The sequence below is a fragment of the Sphingobium sp. TCM1 genome (genome assembly GCF_001650725.1).
Taxonomy (GTDB): domain Bacteria; phylum Pseudomonadota; class Alphaproteobacteria; order Sphingomonadales; family Sphingomonadaceae; genus Sphingobium.
Window position 1 is genome coordinate 74,120 of record NZ_LXVX01000001.1, and the last position, 15,376, is coordinate 89,495.

Here is a 15,376-nt window from a genome sequence, read left to right on the forward strand (position 1 = left end):
GATGAACGGCGTGCGTTTCCTGCTGGACGGTGCGATCGTCGAAGTCGCCGACGTCGATCCCACCGCCACCCTGATCGACCATCTGCGCTATCGCATGGGCCGGACGGGCACGAAGGAGGGCTGCGCCGAAGGCGATTGCGGCGCCTGCACCGTGCTGGTGGGCGAACTGGACGGCGACGCGATCGCCTGGCGGGCGGTCAATAGCTGCATCCTCTTCCTGCCGATGCTGCAAGGCAAGGCGCTGCTGACGATCGAGGGCCTGGGGTGCGACACCGCGCTCAATCCCTTGCAGGCTTGCATGGCGGCAAACGGCAGTTCGCAATGCGGCTTCTGCACCCCTGGCTTCGTCATGTCGCTGCATGGCCGCTGCATCGGCGCGCGCGGCCATGACCTGCCGGTCGCCGATGTGCTGGCGGGCAATCTGTGCCGCTGCACCGGCTATGGCCCGATATTGGAAGCGGCGGAGACGGTGACTGCGCTACCGCGAGACGATCGCGCGACGGTCGCGACGCTCAAGGCGATCGTTTCGGATGAGACGATGTCCGGCAGCCTTGCCGATCGGCGCTGGTTCATCCCCCGCACCGTCGAGGCGCTGGCCGACCTGCTTGCGGCGCATCCCGACGCACGGCTGGTCGCTGGGGCGACCGATGTCGGCCTGTGGGTGACGAAGGGGCTGCAAACGCCGGAGACGCTGATCTTCATCGGCGACATCAGGGAATTGCAGGGAATCGAGGAAGGGCAGGATGGCGTGACCATCGGCGCGGGCGTGCGCTATGCCGATGCCCATGCCGCCTTCGCGCGGCTCCACCCGGACATGGGCGAGCTGGTGCGGCGGATCGGCGGCTTGCAGGTGCGCAATGCCGGCACGATCGGCGGCAATATCGCCAACGGGTCGCCGATCGGCGACGGGCCGCCAGCGCTGATCGCGCTGGGCGCAAGTCTTACGCTGCGCAGCGCGATGGGGCGGCGGACGATCGCGCTGGAGGATTATTTTCTGGCCTATGGGCAGCAGGACCGGCGACCGTTCGAGTTTGTCGAGAGCATATATGTGCCGCATCCCGACCCCCGCGACATCATCCTGATCGGCAAATTGTCGCGCCGGTTCGACAGCGATATTTCGGCGGTGTGCGGCGCGATCCGGTTGCGGATGGACGGCGCTCATATCGTGGAAGCACGGGTCGCTTTTGGCGGCATGGCCGCGACGCCGCGCCGCGCCCTGGCCTGCGAGACGGCGCTGGCCGGCCAGCCTTTGACGCAAGCAACGATCGCAACCGCTGCTGCGGCTCTGAGCGCGGATTATAGACCGCTCAGCGATGTGCGCGGCAGCGCCGCCTACCGGATCGAGGCGGCGGCGAGCCTGTTCTGGCGGCTCTGGCATCGGGAGGCTGGGGCACCGGTGTCTCTGCTGGCGCTGGAGGCGGAACATGGCTGAGCACGATGCCGTCCGGCTGGCGCTGGCAAAGCCCTCCAACCCGCATGACAGTGCGGCGCTGCATGTGAGCGGCCTCGCCCGCTATGCCGACGACCTGCCCGAACCGGCAGCGATGCTGCACCTGGCTTTCGGCCAGAGCCAAGAGGCCCATGCGCGCATCACCGCCATGGACCTGTCCGCCGTGCGCGCCGCACCGGGTGTGGTCGCAGTCTATACCGCCGCCGACATTCCGGGGGCCAATGATGTCAGCCCGGTCGCAGGCGACGACCGGCTGCTGGCGGATGGCGAGGTGCTGTATGTCGGCCAGCCCATCTTTCTGGTTGCCGCGACCAGCCAGCGCGCCGCGCGGCAAGCAGCGCGGCTGGGACGAGTCGATTATGAACGGCTGCCCGCGCATCTGACCATCGCCGATGCCCGCGCCGCCGCGTCGCTCATCGAACCGACCCAGCGCATGGCGCGAGGCGACGCCGCCGCCGCACTGGCCGACGCCCCGCATCGCCTGACTGGCGGCTTCGACATGGGCGGGCAGGATCATTTCTATCTGGAGGGGCAGGTCGCCATCGCGACGCCGGGCGAGGATGGGCAGATGCATGTCCTGTCCTCCACCCAGCATCCCAGCGAAGTGCAGCATCTGGTCGCGCATATGCTTCATCGCGCCTCCGCCGATGTGACGGTCGAAGTGCGGCGCATGGGCGGCGCGTTCGGCGGCAAGGAGACGCAGGCCGCTCTCTTTGCCGCCGCTGCTGCCCTCGTGGCGCACAAGACCGGACGCCCCGCCAAGTTCCGCTGCGACCGCGACGACGACATGGTGATGACCGGAAAGCGCCATGACTTCCGGGTCGATTATGAAGCGGGCTTCGATGCGGAAGGCCGTGTGCTGGCGCTCAAGCTGCGCCTCGCCTCTCGCTGCGGCGCGACGGTGGACCTGTCGCCCGCGATCAACGACCGGGCGATGTTCCATGTCGATAATTGCTATCATCTGCCTGCGGTCGAGATCGTCTCGGAGCGGCTCAAGACCCACACCGTCTCCGCCACCGCCTTTCGCGGGTTCGGCGGGCCGCAGGGGATGCTGGCGATCGAGCGGATCATGGACGACGTCGCCGCGCTTCTGGGGATCGATCCGCTCAATGTGCGGATCGCCAATCTCTACGGCCCCGGCCGCGACGTCACGCCCTATGACATGCAGGTGGTCGACAATATCGCGCCGCGGCTGATCGTGCGGCTGCGCGCCGATGCCCATTACGATGCGCGGCGGGAAGCGATCGCCACCTTCAACGCCAGCAATCCGGTGCTCAAGAAGGGCATCGCACTGACCCCGGTCAAGTTCGGGATCAGCTTCACCACCACCCACCTGAACCAGGCCGGCGCGCTGGTCCATGTCTATGCCGACGGCAGCATCCAGATCAATCATGGCGGCACGGAGATGGGTCAGGGCCTCTATGTCAAGGTAGCGCAGGTGGTGGCAGACGTGTTCGCTGTGCCGGTGGGCCAAGTGCGTATCACCGCGACGCGAACGGACAAGGTTCCCAATACGTCTGCCACTGCGGCCTCCTCGGGCGCCGACCTCAACGGCATGGCGGCCTATAATGCCGCGATGACGATCCGCGAGCGGCTGACCGACTTTACCGCGCGGAGCTTTGGCTGTGACCCCGAAGCGGTGCGTTTTGCACATGGCGAGGTGCAGATCGGCACCGAACGGCTGGGCTTCGGCGACCTGTGCCGCAAGGCACATATGGGGCGCGTCTCGCTGTCCTCGACCGGCTATTATGCGACGCCCGACATCGCCTATGACCGGGCCGCGCATAAAGGTCGACCCTTCTACTATTTCGCCTATGGCGCGGCGGTGGCGGAAGTCGCCGTCGACACACTGACCGGCGAGCATCGGGTGCTGGCAGTCGACATATTGCACGATGTCGGCAAGTCGCTGAACCCGGTGATCGACATCGGCCAGATTGAGGGCGGCTTCCTCCAGGGACAGGGCTGGCTCACCACCGAGGAACTGGTGTGGGATGACAAGGGCCGGCTTCTGACCCATTCCCCCGCCACCTACAAGATCCCGACCGCGTCGGACCGGCCGCGCCATCTGTCGATCCAGCTGTGGAACGGCGTGAATGTCCAGCCGACGATCAACCGCTCCAAGGCGGTGGGAGAGCCGCCCTTCATGCTGGCCATCTCGGTCTTTTCCGCGCTGACGCAGGCGATCGCCGCCACCGCGCCGGAGCGGCGCGCCTTGCCCCCGCTCGACGCGCCGGCGACCCCCGAACGCATATTGCGCGCCATCGCAGGCCATCGCGCCGCATGAGCGACTGGCTGGCATGGCTGCGGGAGGTAGCCACGCAGGAACCGGCGGCGCTGGTGAGCGTGCTGGCGAGCGAGGGGTCGGCACCACGCGGCGCCGGGACGCGGATGCTGGTGACTGCCGACCGGCTGTTCGGGACGATCGGCGGCGGGCAGCTGGAGCATCGCGCGATCGAGCAGGCCCGTGCCATCATGGCGCTGCCGCCGGGCAGTTGGCGGGTCCAGGACTATCCGCTGGGACCATTGCTGGGCCAATGTTGCGGCGGGCGGGTGCGGCTGCTGATCGAGCATGTCGATGCCGCGGCGCTGGGCTGGCTGGCCGATGCGGCGGAGGAGCGGGTGCTGGTCTCCATGCTCACATCCGGCCGGATCGCGCGCCATGTCAGCGCGCAGGCTATCCCCACGCCGCTGTCGGCGCGGGGCGACCGGCCGCGCGAGGGCGCGACCTTCGTCGAGATGATCGGGCAGCGTCGCCGATCGCTCTATCTGTTCGGCGCGGGCCATGTCGGCCAGGCGATCGCCCGCCATGCGCAGGCTTTGCCCTTCCGGCTCGCCTGGTTCGATACGCGGCCGCTGTTCGAGACGATCGACGGCGTCGCAATCGTGCCGGAAGACGCGATCGCGCAGTGCGTCGCCGAGGCGCCGGAGGATGCGGCGATGCTGATCCTGACCCATGACCATGCGCTCGACTATCAGTTGACCCGCGCGGCGCTGGAGCGGGAGCCGATCGCCTTTGTCGGGTTGATCGGATCGCAGACCAAGCGGGCGCGCTTCCACAATCGGCTGGAGCGCGACGGCGTGGCCTATACAGCGCGCGCGCGGCTGACCTGCCCGATCGGCGTCACCGGCGTCACCGGCAAGGAGCCGGACGTCATCGCCATCGCGGCGCTGGCCCAATTGCTGCAACTGGAGCGGCCATGACCGTTCGAGCCTTTCGCGGCGAAATAGTGTCGGTGCCGCTTGATCCGGCGACGCATCCCGATCCGGTGCGGCATGAGCCGGACGGGCTGCTGGTCGTGGAGGACGGGATCATCGTCGCGCGCGGCGCCTATGCCGATCTCGCGCCGCTTCATCCGGGCATAGCGGTCGAGACGCTGCCGGGGCTGATCGTGCCGGGCTTCATCGACGCCCATGTCCATTATCCGCAGATGGACCGGATCGCTTCCCATGGCGAGCAACTGCTCGACTGGCTCGACCGGCATATCTTCCCGGCGGAAAAGGCGTTCGCCGATCGTGCTCATGCCGACCAGGTCGCCGGGCTGTTCCTGGACGAACTGCTGCGCAACGGCACGACCAGCGCGCTGGTCTTTCCGACAGTCCATGCCCATTCGGTCGATGCGCTGTTCGATGCGGCGTGCAAGCGCAACATGCGGGTCATTTCGGGCAAGGTGCTGATGGATCTGGGGCCGGAGGGGCTGGCCGACACGGTGGAAACGGCACGCGGCGAGAGCGAGGCGTTGATCCGCCGTTGGTGCGGCACGGGGCGGCTGGGTTACGCCGTGACACCCCGCTTTGCACTCACTTCGTCCGACGCCCAATTGCATGTCGCGGGCGCATTGCTCGACGCGCATCCAGACGCATTGCTGCACACCCATCTCGCTGAGAATGTGCGCGAATGTGCGGAGGTGGCTGCGCGTTTTACAGACGCCATAGACTATCTCGATGCCTATGATCGCTTCGGGCTGGTCGGCGCGCGGTCGGTGTTTGCCCATGGCGTCCATCTGTCCGATCGCGCCTGCGCGCGGATGCGGGAGAGTGACGCGGGGATCGCGGTCTGCCCGACGTCCAACCTGTTCCTGGGATCGGGTTTTTTCGACTTCAGCCAAGCGGCGCGGCATGGGTTGAAGCTCGGCCTTGGCACCGATGTCGGGGCGGGCACCAGTTTTTCGATGCTCCACACCGCCGGGGTCGCCTATCAGGCGGGGCTGATGCGCGGACATCGGCTCGATCCCTTCCGCGCACTCTATCTCGCGACGGCGGGCAGCGCGGCTTTGCTGCATATCGGCGACAAGGTCGGCGGGCTGCTGCGGGGGCAGGAGGCGGACTTTGTGGTGCTGGACCCGGGCGCCACGCCGCTGCTGGCGCGGCGCACGGCGGGCGCGGACCTTGCCGAACGGCTTTTCGCATTGCAGATATTGGGCGACGACCGGGCGGTCGCGGCCACCTATGTTCTGGGGGCGCGCGTCGCCCGCGCATGATGGAACGGACATGACGATCAAGCTCATCTGCCTCGATGCCGACGACACGCTCTGGCACAATATGCGTCATTTCAACGCGACCGAAGAAGCGCTGGTGGCGATGTTGAAACCCTTCGCTGAGGATTCCGTCACCCGCGACCGGCTCATCACCTGCGAGACGCGCAATCTCAAACTCTATGGCTATGGCGCCAAGGGCTTTACGCTGTCGATGATCGAGACGGCGGTCGAACTGGCGGGAGACAATCTTTCCAAGTCGCTGGTCGCCGACATTCTCGCTGCCGGGCGTACCCTGCTCGCCCATCCGGTCGAGCTGTTCGACGATGTGCTGGAAACGCTGGAGGCGCTGTCGCATCTGGGCAAGGTCGTGCTGGTGACGAAGGGTGACCTGCTGCACCAGGAAAGCAAGCTGGCAGCGTCGGGCCTGGGCGACCTGTTCAGCGGAATCGAGATCGTCAGCGACAAGAAGCCGGACACCTTCACCCGCATCTTTGCCCAATATGGCGTCGCGGCGGAGGAAGCGGTGATGGCGGGCGATTCGCTGCGATCGGATATAAATCCCGCGCTGGAGGCGGGCGCATGGGCCGCTTATATTCCGCAGGAAGGCGCCTGGGCGCATGAAATGGGCCGGGTGCCCGAGGATCATCCGCGCTTCCGCCTGCTCGACCGGCTGGGCGATCTGCCGGATTGGGTCCGGTCGATCCTTTGATGCGCGCATTGCGGCAACGCGCCGTCGCCCGGATTGCATTTGCGGGCGATGACCGGCCCGCCTAGAGTCGATGCCATGACCGATCTCGACGCCTTCATCGCCGGCCTGCCCAAGGCCGAACTCCATCTGCACATCGAGGGGAGCCTGGAGCCGGAACTGATGTTCGCCCTCGCCCGGCGCAATGGCGTCGCGATCCCCTATGCGGATGTGGAGGCGGTGCGCGCCGCCTATGCCTTCGGCAATCTCCAGGATTTCCTCGACATCTACTATGCCGGGGCGGACGTGCTGCGGACGCGGCAGGATTTCCATGACCTTGCCGCCGCCTATTTCGATCGCGCGGCGGCCGACGGCGTGGTCCATGCCGAGATCATGTTCGATCCGCAGACCCACACGGCGCGCGGTATCGCCTTCGCCGAGGTGGTTGAGGGGCTGCTTTCCGCCTGTGCCGAGGCGCAAGCACGGCATGGCATGACCAACCTGCTCATCCTCAGCTTCTTGCGCCACCTGAGCGAGGAAGAGGCGTTCGCGACGCTTGCGGAGGCGGAGCCGTGGCTCGACCGGATCGCGGCGGTCGGCCTTGATTCATCGGAAATGGGCCATCCGCCCGAGAAATTTGCCCGCGTGTTCGCTGCCGCCGCCGACAAGGGGCTGCGCCTCGTTGCCCATGCCGGGGAAGAAGGGCCGCCCGCCTATGTTTGTCAAGCACTCGACCTGCTGAAGGTCGACCGGATCGACCATGGCAATCGCGCGCTGGAGGATGCGGCTCTTGTCGAGCGCCTGGCGCGCGAGGGCATGACCCTGACCGTCTGCCCCCTCTCCAACCTCAAGCTCTGCGTGATCGACGCGATCGAAGATCACCCGATCGACCAGATGCTGGCACTGGGCCTCAAAGCCACGGTCAATTCGGACGACCCGGCCTATTTCGGTGGCTATATCGCGGACAATTATCGCGCCGTGGCACGCGCGCGCGGGCTGGACCGGGAAGCGCTGGGCCGCCTTGCGCGCAACAGCTTCACCGGCTCCTTCCTGCCGGAGGAGGCGGTGGCGGCGCATCTGGCCCGACTGGACGCCTATCTGGCGACGCCCTGACCAGCCTCACACATCATCGTCGCCCAGCCAATGTTCGGTGCGGGGCGGCAGATATTGGGCGATGCGGTCGAGCATCACTTCGGGATCGCGCTCGATCAGAAGCATCGCGCGATGTTCGGGTTTCAGGAAGCCCTCCGCCACGACATGGTCGATGAAGCCCGACATGCCGCTGTAGAAGCCGTTGACGTCCAGCATCCCGACCGGCTTTTCATGATAGCCAAGCTGGGACCAGCACCAGGCCTCGAACATTTCCTCGAACGTGCCGATGCCGCCGGGCAGCGTCACGAAGCCGTCCGCGAGCTTGGCCATCAGTGCCTTGCGCTGATGCATGGTCTGGACGACATGCAGTTCGCTGATCCCCTGATGGTCATGCTCGCGCGCGCGCAGCGCTTCGGGAATGACCCCTATCACCTCGCCGCCCGCCGCGCAGGCCGCATCGGCGACCACGCCCATCAGCCCGACCGTGCCGCCGCCATAGACCAGGCCAATGCCGCGCTTCGCCAGCAGGGTGCCGAAGGCTTCGGCCGCCTCGCGATAGATAGGCAGCCGCCCCGGCGAGGAACCGAGGAAGACGCAGATCCGCATCCGCCCGTCTCTCCGCGTGTCGGGCGCGCTCAGGACAGGCGCTCAGGCACGGACAGTGCCTCCTCCACGATGTCGTCGCTGGCGCCGACCGATTCCCAGGGAAAGACGAACCAGCGCTTGTCGCTGTCGCGATCGATCCGGCTGGCCCAATAATCCACCGTCTGGCGCGACCGACTGTTGGTCATCAGCACGGCGAAGCGCAGATTGCTGTCGTCGCACCGATTGTCGGCGAGAAGGCGGCGAATATAGGCAATCGTGCCGCCGCTATCGTTGATGTCGTCGACGAACAGCAGCTTCACCCCCGCCGCGCTCTTGGCAGCGACCTTGCCCAGCAGTTCGTCGGCAAAGCCCGGCACTTTCGAACTATGGTCGATCGAGAGCATCGGCAGTTTGAGCTGGTGCGAGATGTAGACGGCGGGAACAAGACCGCCGCGACCGATGCCGATGATGAAATCGGGCGTCCAGTCGCCCTCCCCCACCTGGCGGGCAACCGCCTGCACGTCGGCAAGGAAGGCGTCATAGCCGATATAGAAAAGTTCAGGTTCTGCGGTGCTGCTCATGAAGCGCGAATCCAGTTGGCTGGGAACGACAAGGAACATGCCGATTATCCGGCCCGCGCCAAGGGGGCAATCGCCAGCAATGCGGATCAGAGGTCGACCGGCTCGATCGAGGCGGGATAGCTGAGCTGTGCGAAGCCGGCCTCGATCTCGCCCAGCACGATGCCCGCCGCATAGGAAGGTGTGCGCGTGGCGGCCGTGCAGAGCGCCAGGGTCATGGGCCGCAGGATCGGATCGGAAATGCGAGTGAAGGACAGGAGACCGCGCTGCACTTCCGTGATCACGTCGAGGGAGGTGAGGATGCCGATGCCAACGCCCTGAAGCACCAGCGAGGTAATCATCTGGATATTGTCGGACGTGGCGGTCCGATCGATCTGAAGGCCGCTGGTCCCCTCCAGCACGGCGATCTGCTGGCATACGGCCAAGGGGTCCGCCGGCACGATCAGCGGCGACCCGGCGCAGGCCGAAAAGCGCGCCTCGCGCTGGTCGCCGAAGGGATGGCCCGCCGGCGTGATGAAGCCCAGCATGACCTCGACAAAGGAGCGGACCGTCAAGTCGCGATAGGATTGCGGCTCGAACAGGATGCCGAAATCCGCTTCGCCATTGGCGATGGATTCGCGGACCCGGTCATTCTCCAGCACCCGCACGCCGATGGTGATGCCGGGATAGCGGCTCTGGATGGCACGGATGGCGCCGGGAACATAGCCCTTGGCCAGCGCATCGATGATCGCGATGTCGACATGGCCGCGCTTCAAGCCGCGCAGATCCTCTATCTGCGCACGGACGTCGGTCAGATTCTTCTGCCAGCGCGCACCGGCCGCCATCATGATCTCACCCGCCGCAGTCAGGCGCAGACCGGTCGGAAGACGCTCGAACAGCGGCATCCCCAGATCGGCCTCGACATTCAATATCTGTCGGTCGATCGCCGAGGCCGAGATGTTGAGTTCATCCGCCGCCCGGCGGATCGATCCCAGCCGGCCGACGGCCATGAAGTAGCGCAGAAAACGCGAAAATGCCGGCATGGACCCACTCTATTTTTTGCAACGCAGCGTGGAATTCATTGCGTTTGATTGCATCAGGTCAAGTCCCTAATCGATCCGCTGAGTAAAAATAAGGGGCGCGCGGTCATGGCCGGGGGATTTGCAGCATCGGCGCTTCACGCCATCATCGCGACTGCGGCAATGCTGGTGCCGATACCGGCGGCTTTCGCCGACGAGCCGCCCGTTCCGGTCGTTCCGACGATCAAACCCATCCCTGTCAAGGTGATCGTCATCGCCAATTTCGAGCCGGGCGAGGACAAAGGAGACGTCCCTGGCGAGTTCCAACTGTGGGCAGAACGCGAGAAGCTGGACGAAGTCATCCCGATCAAGGGCGCGCTCCATCCGCTGCGTCGCAACGGCGCGGGACTGTATGGCATGTGCTGGGGCAGCCCCGACACGATGCTGGGCGGCGTCGCCGAACAGTTGATGAGCCTGCTGCTCGACCCGCGTTTCGATTTCAGCAAGACCTATTGGCTGTTCACCGGCATATCCGGCGTCGATCCACAAGTCGCGTCGGTCGGCAGCGCCGCCTGGTCGCGCTGGGTTGTGCAGGGCGACACGCTGCGCGAATTCGACGATCGGGAGGTGGCGAAGGACTGGCCCTATGGCCTGTTCGCGATCGGCGCCGACGCCCCCAACAAGTTGCCCGCCAATACCGAAAGCTTCGCTGGCTTCACCGATACAGGCAAGCTCGCCATGGCGGTCAAGCTGAACCAGAGCCTGGCGCAATGGGCCTATGACCGGACCAGGGACGTGGTCATCCCCGACAGCCCCGAGCTGCAAAAGGCCCGCGCCGCGTGGAAAGGCTATCCCAACGCGCAAAAGCCGCCCTTCGTGCTGATGGGGGAAACACTGGGCGCGCTGCGCTATTGGCATGGTCCCGGCCGCACCCAATGGGCGCGCGACTGGGTGAAGCTGTGGACCGGGGGCAAGGGCCGCTTCGCCATGACGAACATGGAAAGCCAGTCGCTGGCGGGCGCCATGGCCATCGCTGCGAAGCAGGGACTGGTCGATCCGGCGCGCGTGCTGGTTCTGCGCACCGGCAGCAACCCGTCCATGCCGCCGCCTGGCCAAAGCGCGGTGGACAGCGTCGCCAATGAAGGGGCGGGACAGGTCGCGGCCTATGAAGCCAATTACCGGGTCGGCGCGCCGGTGGTGCAGGAATTGCTGGCGCATTGGAACAGCTACAAGGATCAGGTGCCGGGGTCCGATCCGCGATGAAGCGCGGATTGGCTCTCTTCACCTCGCTCGCCGCGCTGTCGCCAGCGGCGGCACAGTCATCCCCCGGAGAGACGGCCACCGCCGCCATCTTCGACCGGCTGTTGGAAAGCCCGCCCGCACTGCGCCTTTTCCTGAAGGCGATGCCCAAGGGCGGCGACCTGCACAATCATCTGGGCGGCACCCCCTATGCCGAGGATTATCTGCGCTGGGCGGCGGAAGGCGATATGTGCGTGGATGAGACGGGAACACACGTCGTGCCCCCGCCCTGCCCCGCGGACCGGAAGGTGAAGCGGCTGGGCGAACGGGCGCCCTTCGCCTTCACGCGGTTGGTCGATGCCCTGTCGACACGTGGCGTACAGCAAGGCGTGGGCGCCAATGACGCATCGGGCCACACACAGTTCTTTTCCAGCTTCGAACGTTTCGGCACGACCGGCGCGGAGGCCGAGGCGGGCAGCATGACCGTCGCCCGGCAGGTCGCGGCGGGCGACCGCGTCGCCTATCTCGAACTGATCCATAATCCCGCAGCGCTGATCTCGGCGACGCTCGGCATGGCTGACACGCCGCTCGGCGTCGATGGCCTTGCCGCGTTCCATGAGCGCGTGATGAAGGACGCGCGACCGATCATAGACCGCGCGATGGCGGAACTGGACCGCAACGAGGCCGCCGCACGCAAGACGCTCGCATGTGACGGCACGGCGCCCGACCCCGGCTGCGGCGTCGCCGTCCGCTATCTTGCGTGGGGCTGGCGCGACTTGCCACCCGCGCAGGCTTTCGCCTCGCTTATCCTTGCCTTTGCGCTGGCGGACCGCGATCCGCGTTATGTCGGTGTCAACATCGTCCAGCCCGAGGACTGGGTGATCGCATTGCGCGATTATGACCTGCACATGGCGATGATCCGTTTTCTCGCCGAACGTCATCCGCGCGTTCACCGCAGCTTGCACGCCGGCGAACTCGCCCTCGGCCTCGTTCCTCCGGCTGCACTGCGCGACCATATCCGCAAGGCGCTGGACGCCGGAGCGGAGCGGATCGGCCACGGCACGGCCATTGCCTTCGAGGATGACGCGCTGGCCACGATGCAGCGCATGTCCCGTCAGGGCGTAGCGGTGGAAGTCAACCTGTCCAGCAACGCGGTCATATTGGGGGTCAAGGGCGACGCCCATCCGCTGCGCCTCTATCGCCGGGTGGGTGTCCCCACCGCGCTGTCGAGCGACGACCAGGGCATTTTGCGCACCGACATGACCCATGAATTCATGCGCGCGGCGCGCGAACAGGGGATGCGCTACGCCGACCTGAAGCAGATGGCGCGCGCGAGCCTGCAATATGCGTTCATCGAAGGACCGGGTCTTTGGGAGCCTGGGCATCCGGGCACCATGGTCGCGCCCTGCGCCCTCGCCCTGTCAGACCCGAAATGCCGGGTCTTCGCAAAATCCAGCCCCAAGGCTGCGCTTCAGATCGAACTCGAAGATGAATTCAGGAAATTTGAAGATATTACCGTTCCAACCTTGAGAGACCTTGTAGGTAATTGAAGAACTACCGAAAGTTCGGGAACGTAAAACGAAATCGATAAGACATCGCCTTTGTAACGATCCGCATATAATATGAACATCGCGCATCGCAGCATTTCAATATGTCATGGGAGAGGCAAGCAGCAGGGAAAACCGGCTGGCGAAGCCATGACCATCACGCTTCGCCACCTTTGACAAAGGGGGTTGAATATGGGGAATTATCTGCCGTTTCATCGGAAAACACGCAAATCTGCGGCGCGACAGGGGCATTGGCACGGATCGGCGGCAGCGCTGGCGCTGCTGTCCTGCACCGCGCTGAGCCCGGCAGCCTGGGCCCAGGCGCCCGCACCCGAACCGGCCGACGCACCTGAAGAGATTGTCGTTACCGGCGCGCTCAACGCCCTGCCGGTAGAAGATGTCGGCACCGTCTTCGGCTTCAACAAGACGATCCTGGAAACACCGCGTTCCGCCTCGACCATCAGCCAGGAGCAGATCGAACGCTTCGGCATCACCGACATCTACGATCTGGTGGCGCAAGCGCCCGGCACCTTCACCAACAGCTTCTTCGGCGTTGGCGGTGCGCTCGACATTCGCGGCACGCCAGGCGAAGTCTATTTCCGCGGTATGCGGCGCCTGGACAATCCGGGTAACTATCCCACGCCCATCGGCGCTTCGGACCGTATCGACATCGTGCGAGGCCCGGCCTCCCCGATCTTCGGCCCGTCCAAGACCGGCGGCTACATGAATTTCGTGCCGAAGTCGGCGCGCGTCGCCGACGGCAAGCTGCGGGACAAGGCGACGGGCGAACTCAGCTATACGCGCGGCAGTTGGGACATGAACATCGTCAAGGGCAACATCTCCGGCCCGCTCAAGATCGGCGAACAGGAATTCGGCTACAGCCTGTTCGGCCAATATGAGGATGATGGCAGCTATTATCGCAACATGTCGACCAAGCAGACGATCCTGCAAGGCTCGTTCGACACCGACCTGTCCGATCATGTCCGCATCGAATTCGGCGGCCAGTATCAGAATTTCAAGGGTCAGCAGAACGGCGGCTGGAATCGCCTGACCCAGGCCCTGGTCGATGACGGCACCTACATCACTGGCCAGGCGCAGCCGCTCGATACCAGCGGTGACGGGCAGATTTCGCAGCAGGAAATCAACGCATCAGTGCCCGGCGGCCTTTCGATCTTCGGCAACTTCACCTGTCCCAATAGCAGTTTCAGCCCCTTCGCGAGCGGCTTTACCGACGCCTGCTTTACCGCCGCCTACCCCAGCCTGGCGCTGACCAACACCGGCACGACGAAGCTGAGCCGCAGGAACGTGCTGACCGGGGAGGACGACAAGCTGATCAACCGCGGTTCGACCTTCTATTTCGACGCCATCTACACGGCCGACAGCGGCTTTGAACTGAAGAACCAGTGGTTCTACGACAGTTATGAAAATCTGAACGAAAACGCCTATGGCTTCTCGCAATTCCATGACAGCTGGGTGATCGAGGACAAGATCGTCGCGTCGAAGACGATCGAAAGCGACGCGGGCAAGTTCGCCTTCCAGCTTTCGCCCTCGATACGCTATACCAAGTTCGCGCATGGCGACGACTTCAATTACGAATATTTCCACCGTGTCGACCTGACGGTGGGCTATGATGCGACATCGGATCGCCTGCTGTCGACCGAATGCGATTGCGATTACACCAACTATGTCGTTGGCCATTATAGCGACCTGGCGCTGGCGGGACTGGTCGATCTCGACTTTGCCTTCGGCCTCGATCTGACCCTGGGCGCGCGCTACGATTATCTGGACGTCAAGGCGACCAACATCACGTCGAAAATGGAGGCCCCCGATCCCAGCCTGTCGGCGAACAATGCCAGCGGAAGCAAGGGCGCATGGTCATGGTCGGGCAGCGCCTCGTACAAACTGCCGTTCGGCCTCATCCCCTATGGCACCATCGCCAAGCAGTCGACGGTGATCGCGGGTCAGGGCGCGGAAATCTATCCCGGCGACGTGGCGGCCGGCACGTTCCTGTCGGCGTCCAAACTCTATGAAGGCGGCATCAAGGGCAGTTGGCTCGACAACACCCTCTACGCCGCCGTCTCGGTCTACAAGCAGAAGCGCACCGACTATAATATCCAGTCGATCACGGTGAACCAGTCGGTAGAGACCAAGGGGCTGGAAGCCGAATTCCGCTGGTCCGTCGATCGCCACCTGCTCATCACCGGCGCCTATACCCACACCAATGTCTACAATCTGACCGCGCTGCAGGACGGCACGCTCTTCAGCTTCTTCGGCATCGAGGATCTGGTGAATGTGTCCGACCCGACTCTCTATCTTGGCGGCCAGCCGATCGGCCTGGTGCCAATCAACAGCAAGAGCGACTCCAAGCGCGCTGGCATCCCGGAAAACATGATCTCGGCGACCGCCACCTATGCGTTCGACTTCGGCCTCGCCCTGTCAGGCAGCGTCGTGCATGTCGATTCGGTCTATTCGGGCCAAAGCCAGGCGGTGAAGCTGCCAGCCTATACCACGGTGGACCTGGGCGCATCGTTCGAGACAGGGCCGTTCCTGTTCCGTCTGGTGGTGAAGAACGCGACCAACGAGAAATATTTCCGCGCCAACTTCACCGAATTGTTCGGCAGCACCATCGTCCTGCCGGAACGGCCGCGCAGCTTCCAGGCGTCAGCCGTGTATAAATTCTGATGCCCGCCTGCGGGAGCGCCCGGTTCTGGGCGCTCCCGCCATCCC

At 64.9% G+C, this 15,376-nt stretch carries 12 protein-coding genes; 9 read left to right on the forward strand and 3 right to left on the reverse strand.

Annotation, left to right across the window (positions count from 1 at the left end; all coding sequences use genetic code 11):
* The first annotated feature begins 1 nt into the window (after position 1).
* From xdhA to A7Q26_RS00345, 6 genes are all read left to right on the forward strand, one after another.
* The gene (xdhA, locus tag A7Q26_RS00320) at positions 2-1,432 is read left to right on the forward strand and encodes a xanthine dehydrogenase small subunit (protein ID WP_066854862.1); all 1,431 of its coding nucleotides are present in this window, start codon (positions 2-4) and stop codon (positions 1,430-1,432) included.
* The gene (gene xdhB / locus A7Q26_RS00325; RefSeq protein ID WP_066854865.1) at positions 1,425-3,734 is read left to right on the forward strand and encodes a xanthine dehydrogenase molybdopterin binding subunit; all 2,310 of its coding nucleotides are present in this window, start codon (positions 1,425-1,427) and stop codon (positions 3,732-3,734) included. The genes xdhA and xdhB overlap by 8 nt, the downstream gene beginning before the upstream one ends.
* Positions 3,731-4,651: a xanthine dehydrogenase accessory protein XdhC gene (xdhC, locus tag A7Q26_RS00330; protein WP_066854868.1), complete on the forward strand. Its 921-nt coding sequence runs from the start codon at positions 3,731-3,733 to the stop codon at positions 4,649-4,651. The genes xdhB and xdhC overlap by 4 nt, the downstream gene beginning before the upstream one ends.
* Positions 4,648-5,928, forward strand: coding sequence for a guanine deaminase (guaD, locus tag A7Q26_RS00335; protein ID WP_066854871.1), 1,281 nt, complete (start codon positions 4,648-4,650; stop codon positions 5,926-5,928). The genes xdhC and guaD overlap by 4 nt, the downstream gene beginning before the upstream one ends.
* Before the next feature lie 10 nt (positions 5,929-5,938).
* On the forward strand, positions 5,939-6,634 hold the full coding sequence (locus A7Q26_RS00340) for an HAD family hydrolase (RefSeq protein ID WP_066855326.1): 696 nt from the start codon (positions 5,939-5,941) through the stop codon (positions 6,632-6,634).
* Between the two features lie 75 nt (positions 6,635-6,709).
* On the forward strand, positions 6,710-7,723 hold the full coding sequence (locus A7Q26_RS00345) for an adenosine deaminase (RefSeq protein ID WP_066854873.1): 1,014 nt from the start codon (positions 6,710-6,712) through the stop codon (positions 7,721-7,723).
* A 6-nt stretch (positions 7,724-7,729) separates the two neighbouring features.
* Here the strand turns inward: A7Q26_RS00345 and A7Q26_RS00350 are convergent, their stop codons facing one another.
* The 3 genes from A7Q26_RS00350 to A7Q26_RS00360 form a co-directional block, all read right to left on the reverse strand.
* Complete coding sequence (locus tag A7Q26_RS00350) at positions 7,730-8,308, reverse strand: TIGR00730 family Rossman fold protein (protein ID WP_066854876.1); 579 nt, start codon at positions 8,306-8,308, stop codon at positions 7,730-7,732.
* 29 nt (positions 8,309-8,337) lie between these two features.
* A complete protein-coding gene (locus tag A7Q26_RS00355; RefSeq protein WP_066855329.1) occupies positions 8,338-8,868 on the reverse strand; it encodes a phosphoribosyltransferase in 531 nt (176 codons plus the stop codon).
* A gap of 86 nt (positions 8,869-8,954) precedes the next feature.
* On the reverse strand, positions 8,955-9,887 hold the full coding sequence (locus A7Q26_RS00360; protein WP_066854879.1) for a LysR family transcriptional regulator: 933 nt from the start codon (positions 9,885-9,887) through the stop codon (positions 8,955-8,957).
* 105 nt (positions 9,888-9,992) lie between these two features.
* Between A7Q26_RS00360 and A7Q26_RS00365 the strand changes: the two genes are divergently transcribed.
* The 3 genes from A7Q26_RS00365 (at position 9,993) to A7Q26_RS00375 (ending at position 15,331) form a co-directional block, all read left to right on the forward strand.
* Positions 9,993-11,126 (forward strand): purine-nucleoside phosphorylase, encoded by a 1,134-nt coding sequence (locus tag A7Q26_RS00365; protein ID WP_084438921.1) that lies wholly within the window; start codon positions 9,993-9,995, stop codon positions 11,124-11,126.
* An 8-nt stretch (positions 11,127-11,134) separates the two neighbouring features.
* Positions 11,135-12,652 carry an adenosine deaminase gene (locus A7Q26_RS00370; protein WP_232313612.1) on the forward strand — a complete coding sequence of 506 codons (1,518 nt, stop codon included), beginning with the start codon at positions 11,135-11,137 and terminating at the stop codon, positions 12,650-12,652.
* 189 nt (positions 12,653-12,841) lie between these two features.
* Complete coding sequence (locus A7Q26_RS00375; RefSeq protein ID WP_084438922.1) at positions 12,842-15,331, forward strand: TonB-dependent siderophore receptor; 2,490 nt, start codon at positions 12,842-12,844, stop codon at positions 15,329-15,331.
* Positions 15,332-15,376: the final 45 nt, after the last annotated feature.

What these genes read in the sequence shown, in the direction of transcription:
- guaD (WP_066854871.1), top strand. Translation starts at nt 4,648, where the DNA reads ATGACCGTTCGAGCCTTTCGCGGCGAAATAGTGTCGGTGCCGCTTGAT.
- A7Q26_RS00355 (WP_066855329.1), bottom strand. Translation starts at nt 8,868, where the DNA reads ATGAGCAGCACCGCAGAACCTGAACTTTTCTATATCGGCTATGACGCC.
- xdhC (WP_066854868.1), top strand. Translation starts at nt 3,731, where the DNA reads ATGAGCGACTGGCTGGCATGGCTGCGGGAGGTAGCCACGCAGGAACCG.
- A7Q26_RS00340 (WP_066855326.1), top strand. Translation starts at nt 5,939, where the DNA reads ATGACGATCAAGCTCATCTGCCTCGATGCCGACGACACGCTCTGGCAC.
- A7Q26_RS00375 (WP_084438922.1), top strand. Translation starts at nt 12,842, where the DNA reads ATGGGGAATTATCTGCCGTTTCATCGGAAAACACGCAAATCTGCGGCG.
- A7Q26_RS00360 (WP_066854879.1), bottom strand. Translation starts at nt 9,887, where the DNA reads ATGCCGGCATTTTCGCGTTTTCTGCGCTACTTCATGGCCGTCGGCCGG.
- xdhB (WP_066854865.1), top strand. Translation starts at nt 1,425, where the DNA reads ATGGCTGAGCACGATGCCGTCCGGCTGGCGCTGGCAAAGCCCTCCAAC.
- A7Q26_RS00345 (WP_066854873.1), top strand. Translation starts at nt 6,710, where the DNA reads ATGACCGATCTCGACGCCTTCATCGCCGGCCTGCCCAAGGCCGAACTC.
- A7Q26_RS00350 (WP_066854876.1), bottom strand. Translation starts at nt 8,308, where the DNA reads ATGCGGATCTGCGTCTTCCTCGGTTCCTCGCCGGGGCGGCTGCCTATC.
- A7Q26_RS00365 (WP_084438921.1), top strand. Translation starts at nt 9,993, where the DNA reads ATGGCCGGGGGATTTGCAGCATCGGCGCTTCACGCCATCATCGCGACT.
- xdhA (WP_066854862.1), top strand. Translation starts at nt 2, where the DNA reads ATGAACGGCGTGCGTTTCCTGCTGGACGGTGCGATCGTCGAAGTCGCC.